This window comes from Streptomyces sp. NPDC047971 (assembly GCF_040653355.1).
In the GTDB taxonomy this organism is placed as follows: domain Bacteria; phylum Actinomycetota; class Actinomycetes; order Streptomycetales; family Streptomycetaceae; genus Streptomyces.
In genome coordinates this window covers 17,611-33,347 of record NZ_JBEZNW010000019.1, presented here as the reverse complement: position 1 = coordinate 33,347, position 15,737 = coordinate 17,611, and the positions used below count along the sequence as shown (strand labels likewise).

Sequence of the window (15,737 nt, the reverse complement as noted above, 5' to 3'; positions counted from 1 at the left end):
GCTCCATGACCAAGTGGGAATACGCGACCGTGCCCCTTCTCGTGCACGCGACGAAGCAGATTCTGGACACCTGGGGCGAGGACGGGTGGGAGCTCGTCCAGGTCGTTCCCGGCCCGAACCCCGAGCAGCTCGTGGCCTACCTGAAGCGGGTGAAGTCCTGATGAGCGGCGCCATCGAGGCGAAGCTCGCCGAGCTGGGGCTGACCCTGCCGGAGGTCGTGCCGCCGCTGGCCGCCTACCAGCCGGCCGTGCAGTCGGGCGTCTACGTCTACACCTCGGGCCAGCTCCCCATCGTCGAGGGCAAGCTCCAGATGGCCGGCAAGGTCGGGGGCGAGGTCACCGCGGAGGAGGCCAAGAAGCTCGCGGCCACCTGCGCGCTGAACGCGCTCGCGGCCGTGAAGTCGGTCGCCGGTGACCTGGACCGGATCAAGCGGGTCGTGAAGGTCGTCGGCTTCGTCGCCTCGGCCTCCGACTTCACCGGTCAGCCCGGTGTCGTCAACGGCGCCAGCGAGCTGCTCGGCGCCGTCCTCGGCGACAAGGGCGTGCACGCGCGCAGCGCGGTGGGTGTCGCGGTGCTGCCGCTGGACGCCCCGGTCGAGGTCGAGGTCCAGGTGGAGCTCGACCACGCCTGACCGCCCGTACGTTCGTCAAGAGCCGGTTCCCCCGCTCCGGGGGAATCGGCTCTCGTGCGTACGGGTAGTTGCGCATACCATCCGGCCATGTCGAATGGTCAGTGGTACCCACCGGAATGGCCCGACCGCATCCGTGCCCTGGCGGCGGGCGAGCTCACGCCCGCCACTCCCAGACGGGCGGCGACCGTCCTGCTGCTGCGCGACGCGGCGGAGGGCCCGCACGTCCACATGCTGCGGCGGCGCACCTCCATGGCTTTCGCGGGCGGTGCGTACGCGTATCCCGGCGGTGGCGTCGATCCGCGCGACGAGCACCCGGTGCGCTGGGCCGGGCCCTCCCTGGAGAGCTGGGCCGAGCGACTCGGCGTCACGGGTACGGAGGAGGCGCAGGCGATCGTCTGCGCGGCCGTGCGCGAGACCTTCGAGGAGGCCGGCGTGCTGCTCGCCGGCGCGACCCCCGACTCGGTGGTGGACGACACGACGGGGGAGGACTGGGAGAAGGACCGGGAGGCGCTGGTCGCCCGCGACCTCTCCTTCGCGGACTTCCTCGACCGGCGCGGGCTGGTACTGCGGTCGGACCTGCTCGGCGCGTGGGCGCGGTGGATCACGCCGGAGTTCGAGTCCCGGCGGTACGACACCTGGTTCTTCGCGGCCGTCCTGCCGACCGGTCAGCGCACGCGTGACGTCTCGACCGAGGCGGACCGCACGGTCTGGATCCGCCCGGTGGACGCCGCCGCAGGCTACGACCGGGGCGAACTGACGATGATGCCTCCGACGATCTCGACCCTGCGGGGCCTCGAACGCTTCGATACGGCAGCGGCGGCGCTGGCAGCGGCTCAGGACCAGGACATGACCCCCGTGCTGGCACAGGCGCGGCTGGAAGGCGACGAGCTGATCCTCAGCTGGCCGGGCCACGACGAGTTCACCAAGCACATCCCGACGGGCGGGAGCCCGGACCCGGCCCCGGGCGCGGCTCCCGGGCCGGACGCCGGCGCCGCCGGCAGGGGAGAAGGCGCGACGCCCGGACCGGACGCGGGCGCGTCGGACGAGGGAGGTGCGCGATGAGTGACGCCGCCGCGCTGCCCGGGCAGCCCCGGGGCGGGGTGCTCTCCGGCCCCGCGACCGCCCGTACCGTCAACGTCCTCGCGCCGAACCCGTCCGCGATGACGCTCGACGGCACCAACACCTGGATCGTCTCCGAGCCCGACTCCGACCTCGCCGTCGTCGTCGACCCCGGGCCGCTCGACGACGGGCACCTGACCCGGGTGATCGAGACCGCGGCGAAGCTCGGCAAGCGGGTCGGGCTCACCCTGCTGACGCACGGTCACCCCGACCACGCCGAGGGCGCCGGCCGGTTCGCCGAACTCACGGGGACGCATGTGCGGGCCCTCGACCCGGCTCTGCGCCTCGGCGACGAGGGGCTCACCGCCGGGGACGTGATCACCGTCGGCGGCCTGGAGATGTGGGTCGTGCCGACGCCCGGCCACACCGCGGACTCGCTGTCCTTCCATCTCCCCGCCGACCGGGCCGTCCTGACGGGCGACACGATCCTCGGGCGCGGTACGACGATCGTCGCCCATCCCGACGGCCGGCTCGGTGACTATCTGGACTCGTTGCGGCGGCTGCGCTCGCTCACGGTCGACGACGGGGTCCACACGGTGCTGCCGGGGCACGGGCCGGTCCTGGAGGACGCGCAGGGCGCGGTGGAGTTCTACCTCGCGCACCGCGCCAACCGGCTGGCGCAGGTGGAGACGGCGGTCGAGAGCGGTCACCGGACCCCGTCGGAGGTCGTCGCCCATGTGTACGCGGACGTGGACCGCTCGCTCTGGCCGGCCGCCGAGCTGTCCGTGCGGGCCCAGCTGGAGTATCTGCGGGAGCACGGCCTGATCTGACCCCCACCCTCGAGGGTTCGCGGTTCGTGTCTTACGCTCCGCTTACTTCGTCGGAAGCCGACCGTAGTCCTCGGGGGGAACCACTCATGTTCGTCATAGCCATCCTGCTGCTCATCGCGGCGGTGGTGCTCTTCTTCGTCGCCCGCTCCAACGATGTGAAGGGGCTGAAGCTCGGCGCGCTCGGCGCGGTCATCGCGGGCGCCTTCTCGCTGATCGCCAGCATGACGTACGTGGTCAGCGCGTACGAGGTCGGCGTCCCGGTCGCGTTCGGCAAGGTGGGCGAGCCGATGACCTCGGGCATGCACGTCAAGTCGCCGTTCACCGACGTCACGACCTTCTCGACCCGGCCCGTCGACCTCAACCTCTCCGACAAGGACGTGGTCGAGGTCCGCTCCTCGCAGGGCGGTGTGATGGAGGCGGAGGTGACCGTGAAGTGGGCGGTCACGCCCACCAAGGCGGTCGAGCTGTACCGGCTCGCGGGCAGCGAGGAGTCCATCCAGCAGCGTCTGGTCTACCCGGACAGCCGGGAGATCGTCCGCAACGTCTTCGCCCGCTACACGAGCGAGCAGGGCTATGCCACGGACCGCGAGAAGATCAACGCCGAGATCGGGGCGCTGATCAAGGAGCGTCTGGCCCCGCGCGGGATCGACGTCACGACCGTGAACCTGCGCAACGTGAAGCCCTCGAAGGCCCTGCAGGACCAGATCGACCGCAAGATCCAGCAGCAGCAGGCGACCGAGCGCGCCACCGAGGCGGCCCGTACGGCCAAGGCCGAGGCCGACCGGCGCCGTATCGAGGCCGAGGGCATCGCCCGCGCCAACAAGATCCTCAACGCGTCGCTGACCGACAAGGTCCTGATGAACCAGTGCATCGACGCGTACAAGGAGGCCGCGGCGCAGAACCCGGTGTACGCGGTTCCGTGCGGTTCCGCCGGTGGCAACCCGGTGATCGTCGACGGCACGAAGCGGTAGCGGCGCCGCAGCCGCGTACGAGGAAGGCCGCCCGGTCGTGGACCGGGCGGCCTTCCTCGTACGTACCGAACCGCTTACCGCGAGCGCTTCGCGAGGCGCTCGACGTCCAGCAGGATCACGGCGCGGGCCTCCAGGCGGAGCCAGCCGCGCTGGGCGAAGTCCGCCAGGGCCTTGTTGACCGTCTCGCGGGAGGCGCCGACGAGCTGGGCGAGCTCCTCCTGGGTGAGGTCGTGGACGACGTGGATGCCCTCCTCGGACTGCACGCCGAAGCGGCGCGACAGGTCGAGGAGCGCGCGGGCGACACGGCCCGGCACGTCGGAGAAGACCAGGTCGGACATCTGGTCGTTGGTCTTGCGCAGTCGGCGGGCGACCGCGCGCAGCAGGGCGGTGGCCACCTCGGGACGGGCGTTCAGCCAGGGCTGGAGGTCGCCGTGGCCCAGGCCCAGCAGCTTGACCTCGGTCAGCGCGGTCGCGGTGGCGGTGCGCGGGCCCGGGTCGAAGAGGGACAGCTCGCCGATCAGCTCGCCGGGGCCGAGGACGGCCAGCATGTTCTCCCGGCCGTCGGGGGAGGTGCGGTGGAGCTTCACCTTGCCCTCGGTGACCACGTACAGGCGGTCGCCGGGGTCGCCCTCGTGGAAGAGCGCGTCGCCACGGGCGAGCGTCGCTTCACTCATCGAGGCGCGCAGCTCCGCGGCCTGCTCGTCATCGAGCGCCGCGAAGAGCGGGGCGCGCCGCAGAACGTCGTCCACGAGTTCTCTCCTATGTCGACCTGCTCAGGGGACCTTGATCCCATGATGCCGGACGCACAAAACAGTGCGATCAATCACAACAAGTTTGACGTACCGAACCACTCCTCCGTACGTCAGGGCCCCGATTGGGTCGTGATCGGTCGTGCCCAGGGCGGATGTCGGTGGTGGCCCTTAGGCTGGCCGAGTGTCCAACTCGCCGGTGAGAGCGCAGGCCAAGGGGGCTGGAAGAGTGTCCGCCAAGGGTAATTCCGCTGTGGGCGAACAGGGTGCGTCGAATCGGGTGAATGCGACAAAACGCCCGGCGAAGGCACCCGTCAAGGCCGCCTCGAAGACGGCGAAGCCCGCGGAGAAGACCGCGGCGAAGCGCGCCGCGAAGACGGCGAAGCCCGCCCCGAAGGCCGCCTCGAAGACGGCCGAGCCCGCCCCGAAGGCCGCCTCGAAGACGGCGAAGCCCGCCGCGAAGCCCGTGAAAGCGGAATCCCGGCTCGGCATGGTCCGCCGGGCCCGGAAGATCAACCGCGAACTGGCCGAGGTCTTCCCGTACGCCCACCCCGAGCTGGACTTCCGGAACCCCTTCGAGCTGCTCGTCGCCACGGTCCTCTCCGCCCAGACCACCGACCTGCGGGTCAACCAGACCACCCCCGCGCTCTTCGCGGCCTACCCGACCCCCGAGGACCTGGCGGCCGCCGTCCCCGAGGAGGTCGAGGAGCTGATCCGGCCCACCGGCTTCTTCCGCGCCAAGACCAAGTCGATCATGGGGCTCGCTGCGGCCCTCCGGGACGACTTCGGGGGCGAGGTGCCCGGCCGCCTCGACGACCTGGTGAAACTGCCCGGAGTGGGCCGCAAGACCGCCTTCGTCGTCCTCGGCAACGCCTTCGGCGTACCGGGCATCACCGTCGACACCCACTTCATGCGCCTCGCCCGTCGCTGGAAGTGGACCGAGAGCGAGGACCCGGTCAAGATCGAGGCGGAGATCGCCGAGATCTTCCCGAAGAGCGAGTGGACCATGCTCTCGCACCGGGTGATCTTCCACGGCCGGCGGATCTGCCATGCCCGCAAGCCGGCCTGCGGCGCCTGCCCGATCGCCCCGCTCTGCCCGGCGTACGGAGAGGGCGAGACCGACCCGGAGAAGGCACGGAAGCTCCTGAAGTACGAGAAGGGCGGCTTCCCCGGGCAGCGCCTCAACCCGCCTCCGGACTACCCCGGCCGCCCGGCCGCACCCGCCCCCGGCGTCGCCCCGGGAGCCGAGTGAGTCCAGCGGACGGCGAGGTCCGGACGGGGCCGGTGGCGCCGAAGGACCCGACCCATGAGGGAACGAACCCACACACCGATCGCGTTGTGAACCACGGGGGTGCCTATGACGCGCACTGAAGAGACCGAAGCACACACCGGCGAGACGACCCACGGCGTCGGGACCGGCGGCCTGCTCAGCGGAGACGGCCTGCCCCAGTGGCTCACCCCCGTCGAGCGCGCCGCGCGCGGAGTCGCGCCCGAGCAGCTCAGCCGCTTCCTGCCGCCCGCCAGCGGCGCCGGCCGTCAGTCCGCGGTCCTCATCCTCTTCGGCGAGGGTGAGGACGGCCCCGAGCTGCTGCTCATGGAGCGCGCGGGCTCCCTGCGCTCGCATGCCGGGCAGCCCTCCTTCCCCGGCGGCGCCCTCGACCCCGAGGACGGCACCCCGGCCGACGGCGGCCTCCTGCGGGCCGCGCTGCGCGAGGCCGAGGAGGAGACCGGACTCGACCCCTCCGGCGTCCAGCTCTTCGGCGTGCTGCCCCAGCTCTACATCCCGGTCAGCGGCTTCGTCGTCACCCCCGTGCTCGGCTGGTGGCGCACACCCAGCCCGGTCGGGGTGGTCGACCCCGCCGAGACCGCCCGGGTCTTCACCGTCCCCGTGGCGGATCTCACGGACCCCGCGAACCGGGCGACGACCGTCCACCCCAGCGGCCACGAGGGCCCGGGATTCCTGGTCGCATCCGCCCTGGTCTGGGGTTTTACCGCCGGAGTGATCGACCGGCTGCTCCATTACGCGGGCTGGGAGAGGCCGTGGGACCGGGCCAAGAAGGTCCCGCTCGACTGGCGCTCATGACAGGCTGACCTCCGGCCGGGGCGACCGAAGACGAATCTGCGAGGCTATTGACGGTGAACGTGCTGGACATCCTGTTGCTGCTCGCCGCCGTGTGGTTCGCGATCATCGGTTACCGCCAGGGCTTCGTGGTCGGCATCCTGTCGGTGATCGGCTTCCTCGGCGGCGGCCTCGTCGCCGTTCTGCTGCTCCCGGTGGTCTGGGACTGGCTGACGAACAAGTCCGAGGTCTCCACCACGGCCACGGTCGTCTTCGTGATCGTGGTGATCGTCTGCGCCTCGGTCGGCCAGGCGTTCACCACCCACCTCGGGAACAAGCTGCGCCGGCACATCACCTGGTCACCCGCGCGCGCCCTGGACGCCACCGGCGGCGCGCTGGTCAACGTCGTCGCGATGCTCCTGGTCGCCTGGCTGCTCGGCTCGATCATCGGCCAGACCTCGATGCCCACGGTGGGCAAGGAGGTCCGCGACTCCAAGGTCCTCCTCGGAGTCGAGCGGGTGATTCCGCATCAGGTGTCCAGCTGGTTCACCAACTTCACCTCCACCCTCGCCCAGAACGGCTTCCCCCAGGTCTTCAGCCCGTTCGCCAACGAGCCCATCACGGAGGTCCGGCCCCCGGACCCGGCGCTCGCCGGCAGCCCGGTCGCGGCCCGCGCCCAGCGCTCCATCGTCAAGGTCGTCGGTACGGCGCCGAGTTGCGGCAAGGTCCTCGAAGGCACCGGCTTCGTCTTCTCCGACCGCCGGGTGATGACGAACGCCCATGTCGTCGGAGGCGTCGACGAGCCCACGGTGCAGATCGGCGGCGAGGGCAAGCTGTACGACGCGAAGGTCGTCCTCTACGACTGGGCGCGCGACATCGCCGTCCTGGACGTGCCGGATCTCGACGCCGAGCCCCTGCAGTTCACCGACGTGGACGCCCGCAGCGGCGACAACGCGATCGTCGCGGGCTTCCCCGAGAACGGCGCGTACGACGTGCGCTCGGCGCGTGTCCGGGGACGTATCAACGCCAAGGGCCCGGACATCTACCACCGCGGCGAGGTCCGCAGGGACGTCTACTCCCTGTACGCGACGGTCCGTCAGGGCAACTCCGGAGGACCGCTGCTCACCGCCGACGGCAAGGTGTCCGGCGTGATCTTCGCCCGCTCGCTCGATGACGTGAACACCGGCTACGCGCTGACGGTGGACGAGATCCAGGAGGACATCGTCCGGGGTCGCGCGGCCAACCAGCAGGTGGACAGCCAGGGGTGCGCGCTGTAACCGAACGGGCGATGCGGTCAGTCCCGGGTGTGCCTGAGCCTGGCCGAGACCCAGCGGGCCCGGCGGCGCAGGATGCGCGGGATCCCCATCCCCTGCACGGGATGCGAGCGTCCCTGCTCCTGCGGGCCACCCCTCTCGCGTGAGCTCGACGCGGCGGTCGAGCGGCGGTTGCGTGCTGTGTCACTGTAGTCGTGCGTCCAGCCCATACCCCGACGTCTGCCCGTGGCCCAAGGTCGGTAACCGCGCAGGGGCCCGCCAATTGGAGTATGTCTCGGGCACATGGCCGTTCGTCGAACGGCGGTCCGGTCAGCGGTCGGGCTCGGGGTCCTTGAGCCAGTTGATGAGCTCCGTGGAGAACGTCACCGGGTCCTCCTCGTGCGGGAAGTGCCCCAGGCCATCGAAGAGCCGCCAGCGGTACGGCGCCTCCACGTACTCGCCGGAGCCCGCCGCGCTGCGCGTGCGCATCGCCGGGTCCATCGAGCCGTGAAGGTGCAGGGTGGGTACCCGCACCGGGCGCTTCATACGCCGGTTGAACTGGATTCCGTCCGGCCGTGCCAGGGACCGCACCATCCACCGGTACGGCTCGATCGAGCAGTGCGCGGTCGACGGGATGCACATCGCCCGCCGGTACACCGCGATCGCCTCCTCGTCCGGCAGTCCGGCGCCCGACCAGTCCTCGATCAGCTTTCCCACCAGGGCCCCCTCGTCGGCGACGAGCTGACGCTCCGGCACCCACGGGCGCTGGAAGCCCCAGACGTACGAACCGGCCCGCGACTGCGAGAAGTCGGAGAGCATCGCCGAGCGCCAGCGGCGCGGGTGCGGCATCGAGGAGACCGCGAGCCGACGGACCAGCTTCGGCCGCATGACGGCCGCGGTCCAGGCGAGGTAGCCGCCCAGGTCGTGGCCGACCAGCGCCGCGTCCGGCTCGCCGAGCGAGCGGATGACGCCGGTGATGTCGAGGGCCAGGTTGGCGGGGTCGTAACCCCGGGGCGTACGGTCGCTGCCGCCCACGCCCCGCAGGTCCATCGCCACGGCACGGAAGCCCGCGTCGGCGAGAGCAGGCAGCTGATGGCGCCAGGTCCACCAGAACTGCGGGAAGCCGTGCAACAGCAGCACCAGCGGCCCGTCGCCCATCTCGGCGATGTGGAAGCGCGCGCCGTTGGCGGCCACGTCGCGATGGGTCCAGGGGCCGTCGATCCGTACGGGACTGCCGTTGCCGGTGCCGTTGCTGCTCTCAGGGACGGTCATGCAGACGAGCGTCCCACAGCCGCGGCCTTGTCCTTGACCGCGCCCGGCAGCTCCGCCCGAACGGGGCGGGGGTGCGGCTTGGCGTTCTGCAGCACCGAAGCGGTCTGCTTGGCCGACGCGATGGACTTCTCCGGGGGCTTGACCTTCTTGAACTTGGCGTAGGCGAGCAGCCCGAGCAGCCCCGCGAGCAGCACGTTCGCCGCGAAGGAGAGCAGGAAGCACCACACCAGGTTCCAGCCGCCTTCGCCGTTGTGACCGCCGGTCCAGGTGTTGATGGCGTACGCCAGCGCGAAGCTCAGCATCGGCAGCGAGAACAGGAGCACCGTCGCCGCGGCCACACCGGCCGCGCCACCGATGGCGCCGCGCTTGACGTCCTGCCGGATCTCCGCCTTGGCCAGGGCGATCTCGTCGTGCACCAGCGCGGACATCTCGGCGGTCGCCGAGGCGACCAGCTGCCCCAGGCTGCGCTCGGTTCCGTTGACCGGGTCGCTCATCGCTGCTCCCTCTTCTCTTCTACGGTCCGACCTCAGATCATGCCGGACTGTCGCCGCCGTCGCGCGATGCCCCCGCCAGTTGGGCGCGCTCGCGGTGTTCTGCGGCCTTCTTCTCGTAGATCTCGGCCATGCGGAGGTGGTACTCCGGGTTGTCCTGCTCGTAGATGTCGGGGATGCCGTCCTCGTCCTCGTCGCGCTCCTCGTCGGCCAGCAGGGCCTGGTACTTCCGTACCCGCAGCTTGAGCAGAACCGTCGCGAGCACGGCCGCCAACCCCGAGCCGATCAGGACGGCCGCCTTGACCTCGGCGGTGGTGGCCGCGTCGCCCTCGAAGGCCAGCTCGGCGATCAGCAGCGAGACGGTGAAGCCGATGCCGGCGAGCGTGGCGACGGCGAAGACGTCTCCCCAGGCCAGGTCCTTGTTGAGCTCCGCCCTCGTGAAGCGGGCGGCCAGCCAGGTGCCGCCGAAGATGCCGAGGGCCTTGCCGACCACGAGACCGAGCACGACACCGAGGGTGACCGGCTGGGTGAAGACATCGCCGAGGGACTTCCCGGACACGGAGACGCCGGCCGAGAACAGTGCGAAGAGGGGGACGGCGAGTCCGGCCGACAGGGGGCGGACCAGGTGCTCGATGTGCTCGCCGGGCGAGTGCTCCTCGCCCTCGTGCCTGGTGCAGCGGAGCATCAGGCCCATGGCGACGCCCGCGATGGTGGCGTGGACGCCGCTGTTGTACATCAGGCCCCAGATCACCAGGGCGAGCGGGACGTAGACGTACCAGCCTCGGACGCCCTTGCGCAGGAGCAGCCAGAAGACCGCGAGACCGACGAAGGCGCCGCCGAGGGCGGCGAAGTTCAGGTCGCTGGTGAAGAAGACCGCGATGATCAGGATGGCGAAGAGGTCGTCGACGACGGCGAGCGTGAGCAGGAACGCCCGCAGGGCGGAGGGCAGCGAGGTGCCGATCACGGCGAGGACCGCGAGCGCGAACGCGATGTCCGTCGCCGTCGGCACAGCCCAGCCGTCCAGTGAGCCGCCGCCGATGACGTTGGTCAGGGCGTAGACGAGCGCGGGTGCCGCCATGCCGCAGACGGCGGCGATCACGGGGAGCGCGGCGGCCTTGGGGTCGCGCAGTTCGCCCGCGACGAGCTCGCGCTTGAGCTCGATGCCGGCGACGAAGAAGAAGATCGCGAGGAGGCCGTCGGCGGCCCAGTGCTGAATGGAGAGGTCCAGCCCCAGGGAGGCGGGACCGATGTGGAAGTTCCGTACCGTCTCGTAGCTTTCACTGGCGGGGGCGTTCGCCCAGACGAGTGCGGCGACGGCGGCCACCAGGAGGAGCACGCCTCCCACGGTCTCGGCGCGCAGGGCGTCGGCGACGTACCGCCGCTCGGGCAGCGACAGGCGTCCGAGGAAGGTCCGTTTGGTGGGGGGCGCGGGCACGGCGGGCAACCTCCGGTCGGTTTGGGCAGGGCGAAGCACATGCCGACCAGACTTCCCGGCGCACCTAGGTGTTTCTGTCGCGTCTCTGACGCGGTCTTTACTTTACCTAACAAGGCGGGGAATGTGTCCGGTGATCGTCACTTTAGGTGGAGATGCACGAAGGCGCCCACCCCAGGTGACCTGGAGTGGGCGCCCTGACGAGCGGGGTCTCAGTCCTCGCTGGAGGCTGTCGGAAGCTTCGTCTGGATGAGGTCCATGACGGAGGAGTCCGTCAGCGTCGTGACGTCTCCGAGCTCCCGGTTCTCCGCCACGTCACGCAGCAGCCGCCGCATGATCTTCCCGGACCGCGTCTTCGGGAGCTCCGCCACCGGCAGCACGCGCTTCGGCTTCGCGATCGGGCCGAGCGTCGCGCCGACGTGGTTGCGCAGCTCCGCGACGAGCCCCTCGTCCTCGCTGGCCGTTCCCCGCAGAATCACGAAGGCGACGATCGCCTGGCCGGTGGTCTCGTCGGCCGCGCCGACCACCGCCGCCTCGGCGACGGCCGGGTGCGAGACGAGCGCGGACTCGACCTCGGTGGTGGAGATGTTGTGGCCGGAGACGAGCATGACGTCGTCGACCCGGCCGAGCAGCCAGACGTCGCCGTCGTCGTCCTTCTTCGCGCCGTCGCCGGCGAAGTACTTGCCCTCGAAGCGCGACCAGTACGTGTCGAGGAAGCGCTGGTCGTCGCCCCAGATGGTGCGGAGCATCGACGGCCACGGCTCGGTGAGGACCAGGTAGCCGCCGCCTCCGTTCGGCACCTCGTGCGCCTCGTCGTCGACGACGGTGGCGGAGATGCCCGGCAGCGGGCGCTGGGCGGAGCCCGGCTTGGTCTCGGTGACGCCGGGCAGCGGCGAGATCATCATCGCGCCGGTCTCGGTCTGCCACCAGGTGTCCACGATCGGGGTCCTGCCGCCGCCGATGTGCTCGCGGTACCAGACCCACGCCTCGGGGTTGATCGGCTCGCCGACCGATCCGAGGACGCGCAGCGAGGACAGGTCGAACTTCGCGGGGATGTCGTCGCCCCACTTCATGAACGTACGGATCGCGGTCGGCGCCGTGTAGAGGATCGTGACGCCGTACTTCTGGACGATCTCCCAGAACCGGCCCTGGTGCGGGGTGTCCGGGGTGCCCTCGTACATGACCTGCGTCGCGCCGTTGGCCAGCGGTCCGTAGGTGATGTACGAGTGGCCCGTCACCCAGCCGATGTCGGCGGTGCACCAGTAGACGTCGGTCTCGGGCTTGAGGTCGAAGACGGCGTGGTGGGTGTAGGCCGCCTGGGTGAGGTAGCCGCCGGAGGTGTGCAGGATGCCCTTGGGCTTACCGGTGGTGCCGGAGGTGTAGAGGATGAAGAGCGGGTGCTCGGCCTCGAACGCCTCGGGGGTGTGCTCGGCGGACTGGCGGGCGACGATGTCGTCCCACCACACGTCCCGGCCCTCGGTCCACGCCACGTCCTGGCCCGTGCGGCGCACGACGAGGACCTTGCTCACCCGCTCGACGCGGCCGAGGGCCTCGTCGACGGCGGGCTTGAGGGCGCTGGGCTTGCCGCGGCGGTAGCCGCCGTCGGCGGTGATCACCAGTTTGGCGTCGGCGTCCTCGATGCGGGTGGCGATGGCGTCGGCCGAGAAGCCGCCGAAGACCACGGAGTGCGCGGCGCCGATCCGGGCGCAGGCCAGCATCGAGACGACGGCCTCGGGGACCATCGGGAGGTAGATGGCCACCCGGTCGCCCTTGGTGACGCCCAGTTCGGTCAGGGCGTTGGCGGCCCGGGAGACCTCGTCCTTGAGCTCGGCGTAGGTGATGGCGCGGCTGTCGCCCGGCTCTCCCTCGAAGTGGATGGCGACCCGGTCGCCGTTCCCGGCCTCGACGTGGCGGTCGACGCAGTTGTACGCCACGTTGAGCCGGCCGTCGGCGAACCACTTCGCGAACGGCGGGTTCGACCAGTCGAGGGTCTCGGTCGGCTCGGTGGCCCAGGTGAGCCGCTTCGCCTGCTCGGCCCAGAAGCCAAGCCTGTCCGCCGCGGCCCGCTCGTACGCCTCCGCCGTCACGTTGGCGTGTGCGGCCAGCTCGGCCGGCGGCGCGAACCTCCGCTCTTCCTTGAGCAGGTTGGCCAGGCTCTCGTTGCTCACGACATCTCCCTTTCCCAGGGCGTCCCATGTGCCTATGTATCCCGTGTCATAGCTCATCAGTCAGATGCCCGGGTGACAAGAGTCTCCAGGAAATTGGTTTAGACCTATGAGTGACGGGCGTGCGGTGGCCCCTCCCTCCCGAGCGGTGGGAAGAAGGGGCCACACAGTCTCACGGACGCCCGGACGGGAAGGTTCAGGACGCGCGGGCTTCCGCCCGCTCGGCGATCATGGTCGGCGGAACCCGGTCGAAGACGTCGTCGTAGCGGTGCTGCTCGTCCGGCCCCGCCAGCAGATACGCCTGTGCCTCGCCCACGTGGAAGTACATCCCGTGCAGGGTGAGCGTCCCGTCGGCGAGCCGCCGCGCCACCGACTCGTGCGCCCGCAGATGCTCCAACTGCTGGACCACGTTGGTCAGGCAGAGCTGCTCGACCGCGTCCGCCGGCAGCCTCCCCGAGATCCGCGCCCAGGCGTGTCTGCGGCTCGCCATCCGCTCCAGGCTGGGCAGCCCGTGCCGTAGCCAGCGCCGCAGCGGGGTCGGCGGATCGTCCGGTGTGCTGCCGAGCAGGGCCTGCATCGCGCCGCAGCCGGAGTGGCCGCAGACGGTGATCGACTGGACCCGCAGGACCTCCACCGCGTACTCGATCGCCGCCGCCACCGAGTCGTCCCCGCTCTCCTGGCCGGGCAGCGGAACGAGATTGCCCACGTTCCGTACGGTGAAGAGGTCGCCGGGCCCGCTGGAGGTGATCATGCTGGTCACGAGGCGGGAGTCGGCGCAGGTGAGGAAGAGCTGGGAGGGGCTCTGGCCCTCACGCGCGAGCCGCGCCAGCTCGTCGCGCACCAGCGGCGCCGTGTTCCGCTGGAACTTCCCGATGCCGCTGGCCAGCTGATGCCCGGTGGCGCGCGGCGTCTCGTCGACCGGCGGGTGCTGGCCGCAGTGGTGGTTGCGCCAGGGCGTCCAGGGGCGGCAGCAGGCGTGGGACTCGGACGTCGGTTCGGTGATCCGGGCGCCGGAGGGGCCGGTGACCTCCACCGCCCCGCCGTGCCGCGCATAGCCCGACTGCCAGTCGTGCAGGGTCTCGTACGCGGCATGGTCCATGAAGGACCCGTCCAGTTCGACGACGACTCGGGCTCCTGGGGGTAGTTGGTGCAGGGCCCGGCTGAGCCGGGGTACGGCGAGGAAGGTCAGCTGTCCGCGGACGCGCACCAGATGGCGGTCGGCCTGCTCCTCAAGGGTGATACGGGTCTTGGCGAGGCGGTGCATCGCGACGGCGACGGCCACCGCGATCCCGATCGCGACGCCCTCCAGGATGCCGATGAGCACGACACCGCTCACCGTCACCGCGTACACGAGGACCTCGCGGTGCCGGGTGACCGTGCGGATCCGGGTGATGCTCACCATCTGGAAGCCGACCACCATCACGAGGGCGGCGAGCGCGGGCAGCGGGATCAGATCGAGGACGGGCACCAGGAACAGCGCGGCCAGCACGATCCACAGGCCGTGCAGCATGGTGGAGTTGCGGCTCACGGCGCCCGCGGAGACGTTGGCGACGCTGCGCACCGCGACGCCCGCCACCGGCAGGCCGCCGAGCGCGCCCGAGACGACGTTGGCCGCTCCCTGGCCGGCGAGCTCCCGGTCCAGCCGGGAGCGGGGCACGCTGAACCCGTGGTCGGCGCGGGCGGCGACCAGCTTGTCGACGGCGACGGCGGAGAGCAGCGACTGCACGCTGGTGACCAGCGTGATGGTGAGGACGCCGGCCGCGATCCCGAGGGCCGGCCCCTCCGGCAGTCCGGGCAGGGCGTGGCTGCTCCAGGAGGGCAGGTCGACGCGGGGGACGGCGAGCCCGGCGACCACGGCCAGCACCGTCGCCGCGGCCACGGAGACGAGGGCGGCCGGAACCTTCCGTACGAACCGGCCGGCCCGCCCGGGCAGCCGGGGCCAGAGCAGCAGCACGGCGACCGTCAGCGCGCTGATGAACAGCGCGGCCGGGTGGAGGTGCGCCAACTGGGCGGGCAGACCGAGGGCGTTGTCCACGGCGGAGCTCTGCGGGGTGCCGCCGAGGACGATGTGGAGCTGGGCGAGCGCGATGGTCACGCCGATGCCGGCGAGCATCCCGTGCACGATCGCGGGCGAGACGGCGAGGGCGGAGCGGGCCACTCGCAGGGCGGCGAGCCCGAGTTGGGCGAAGCCGGCGAGGACGGTGATGGCGCAGGTGGTGCGCCAGCCGTACCGCTGGATGAGTTCGGCGGTGACCACCGTGAGGCCGGCGGCGGGGCCGCTGACCTGGAGGGGTGCGCCGCCGATCCGTCCGGCGACGATGCCGCCGACGGCGGCGGCCACGAGGCCGGCCTGGAGCGGGGCTCCGGTGGCGAGCGCGATGCCGAGGGAGAGCGGCAGCGCGATCAGGAAGACGGAGATCGACGCGGACACGTCGGCGCCCGCGATGCGGAAGCGGGGGCCGATGGGGGGAGGGCTGTGCGGTCGGTGGGTGGGCGTACGTCGGATGGGCGTGAATACGGTCATTGCTTCCCGTCTCCTCCGGGGCGGCGCGGTCGCGGCTCGTGCGGGACGAACATGGGGTCGCGGCCGTGGGTCACGGCATGCAGCGGCGGGATGTCCGAGCGCGGACCATTTTTCGCAAGCATCAACGCTCAGTAAACGGATCGTAATCCAGAGTAAAGACTACGGCAGTATTTTCGGGGCAAACGGGGCAATAATTCACTGATTCCGGTGATTAATGCTCATAGTTCAGCTTGTCGTTTCATCTTTCCAGTGGTCCTGGTGCGACGTTGGCGCCGCTCGCATCGAACCCGAGGAGAGGTGG

General features: G+C 70.9%; 15 protein-coding genes. 8 read left to right on the top strand and 7 right to left on the bottom strand.

Annotated features, from left to right (window positions below; genetic code table 11):
- Window positions 1-5 precede the first annotated feature (5 nt).
- The 5 genes from AB0D99_RS19360 (at window position 6) to AB0D99_RS19340 (ending at window position 3,491) form a co-directional block, all read left to right on the top strand.
- Window positions 6-161: a hypothetical protein gene (locus AB0D99_RS19360; protein ID WP_362363100.1), complete on the top strand. Its 156-nt coding sequence runs from the start codon at window positions 6-8 to the stop codon at window positions 159-161.
- On the top strand, window positions 161-631 hold the full coding sequence (locus AB0D99_RS19355; protein ID WP_362363098.1) for a RidA family protein: 471 nt from the start codon (window positions 161-163) through the stop codon (window positions 629-631). The genes AB0D99_RS19360 and AB0D99_RS19355 overlap by 1 nt, the downstream gene beginning before the upstream one ends.
- Before the next feature lie 87 nt (window positions 632-718).
- The gene (locus AB0D99_RS19350; RefSeq protein ID WP_362363095.1) at window positions 719-1,693 is read left to right on the top strand and encodes an NUDIX hydrolase; all 975 of its coding nucleotides are present in this window, start codon (window positions 719-721) and stop codon (window positions 1,691-1,693) included.
- Window positions 1,690-2,520 (top strand): MBL fold metallo-hydrolase, encoded by an 831-nt coding sequence (locus tag AB0D99_RS19345; protein ID WP_362363092.1) that lies wholly within the window; start codon window positions 1,690-1,692, stop codon window positions 2,518-2,520. The genes AB0D99_RS19350 and AB0D99_RS19345 overlap by 4 nt, the downstream gene beginning before the upstream one ends.
- Before the next feature lie 86 nt (window positions 2,521-2,606).
- On the top strand, window positions 2,607-3,491 hold the full coding sequence (locus tag AB0D99_RS19340; RefSeq protein ID WP_362363089.1) for a prohibitin family protein: 885 nt from the start codon (window positions 2,607-2,609) through the stop codon (window positions 3,489-3,491).
- Between the two features lie 74 nt (window positions 3,492-3,565).
- Here the strand turns inward: AB0D99_RS19340 and AB0D99_RS19335 are convergent, their stop codons facing one another.
- The gene (locus AB0D99_RS19335; RefSeq protein ID WP_015034542.1) at window positions 3,566-4,240 is read right to left on the bottom strand and encodes a Crp/Fnr family transcriptional regulator; all 675 of its coding nucleotides are present in this window, start codon (window positions 4,238-4,240) and stop codon (window positions 3,566-3,568) included.
- Window positions 4,241-4,520: 280 nt separating this feature from the next.
- On the opposite strand from AB0D99_RS19335, the gene nth reads away from it, so the two are divergent.
- The 3 genes from nth (at window position 4,521) to AB0D99_RS19320 (ending at window position 7,576) form a co-directional block, all read left to right on the top strand.
- Window positions 4,521-5,492 (top strand): endonuclease III, encoded by a 972-nt coding sequence (gene nth / locus AB0D99_RS19330; protein WP_362363086.1) that lies wholly within the window; start codon window positions 4,521-4,523, stop codon window positions 5,490-5,492.
- Between the two features lie 105 nt (window positions 5,493-5,597).
- Window positions 5,598-6,323: a CoA pyrophosphatase gene (locus AB0D99_RS19325; RefSeq protein WP_362363083.1), complete on the top strand. Its 726-nt coding sequence runs from the start codon at window positions 5,598-5,600 to the stop codon at window positions 6,321-6,323.
- A gap of 53 nt (window positions 6,324-6,376) precedes the next feature.
- Complete coding sequence (locus AB0D99_RS19320; RefSeq protein WP_362363080.1) at window positions 6,377-7,576, top strand: MarP family serine protease; 1,200 nt, start codon at window positions 6,377-6,379, stop codon at window positions 7,574-7,576.
- Window positions 7,577-7,593: 17 nt separating this feature from the next.
- Here the strand turns inward: AB0D99_RS19320 and AB0D99_RS19315 are convergent, their stop codons facing one another.
- From AB0D99_RS19315 to AB0D99_RS19290, 6 genes are all read right to left on the bottom strand, one after another.
- Window positions 7,594-7,782: a hypothetical protein gene (locus AB0D99_RS19315; RefSeq protein WP_362363077.1), complete on the bottom strand. Its 189-nt coding sequence runs from the start codon at window positions 7,780-7,782 to the stop codon at window positions 7,594-7,596.
- 100 nt (window positions 7,783-7,882) lie between these two features.
- Window positions 7,883-8,824, bottom strand: a complete 942-nt coding sequence (locus AB0D99_RS19310) for an alpha/beta hydrolase (RefSeq protein ID WP_362363074.1) — start codon at window positions 8,822-8,824, stop codon at window positions 7,883-7,885.
- Window positions 8,821-9,318 (bottom strand): phage holin family protein, encoded by a 498-nt coding sequence (locus AB0D99_RS19305; protein WP_362363071.1) that lies wholly within the window; start codon window positions 9,316-9,318, stop codon window positions 8,821-8,823. Before AB0D99_RS19305 ends, AB0D99_RS19310 begins: the two co-directional genes overlap by 4 nt.
- A 37-nt stretch (window positions 9,319-9,355) precedes the next feature.
- Window positions 9,356-10,750: a Na+/H+ antiporter NhaA gene (gene nhaA, locus AB0D99_RS19300; protein WP_362363068.1), complete on the bottom strand. Its 1,395-nt coding sequence runs from the start codon at window positions 10,748-10,750 to the stop codon at window positions 9,356-9,358.
- A gap of 209 nt (window positions 10,751-10,959) precedes the next feature.
- A complete protein-coding gene (gene acs, locus AB0D99_RS19295; protein ID WP_362363065.1) occupies window positions 10,960-12,915 on the bottom strand; it encodes an acetate--CoA ligase in 1,956 nt (651 codons plus the stop codon).
- A gap of 193 nt (window positions 12,916-13,108) precedes the next feature.
- Window positions 13,109-15,436 carry a bifunctional SulP family inorganic anion transporter/carbonic anhydrase gene (locus tag AB0D99_RS19290; RefSeq protein WP_362363062.1) on the bottom strand — a complete coding sequence of 776 codons (2,328 nt, stop codon included), beginning with the start codon at window positions 15,434-15,436 and terminating at the stop codon, window positions 13,109-13,111.
- Window positions 15,437-15,737: the final 301 nt, after the last annotated feature.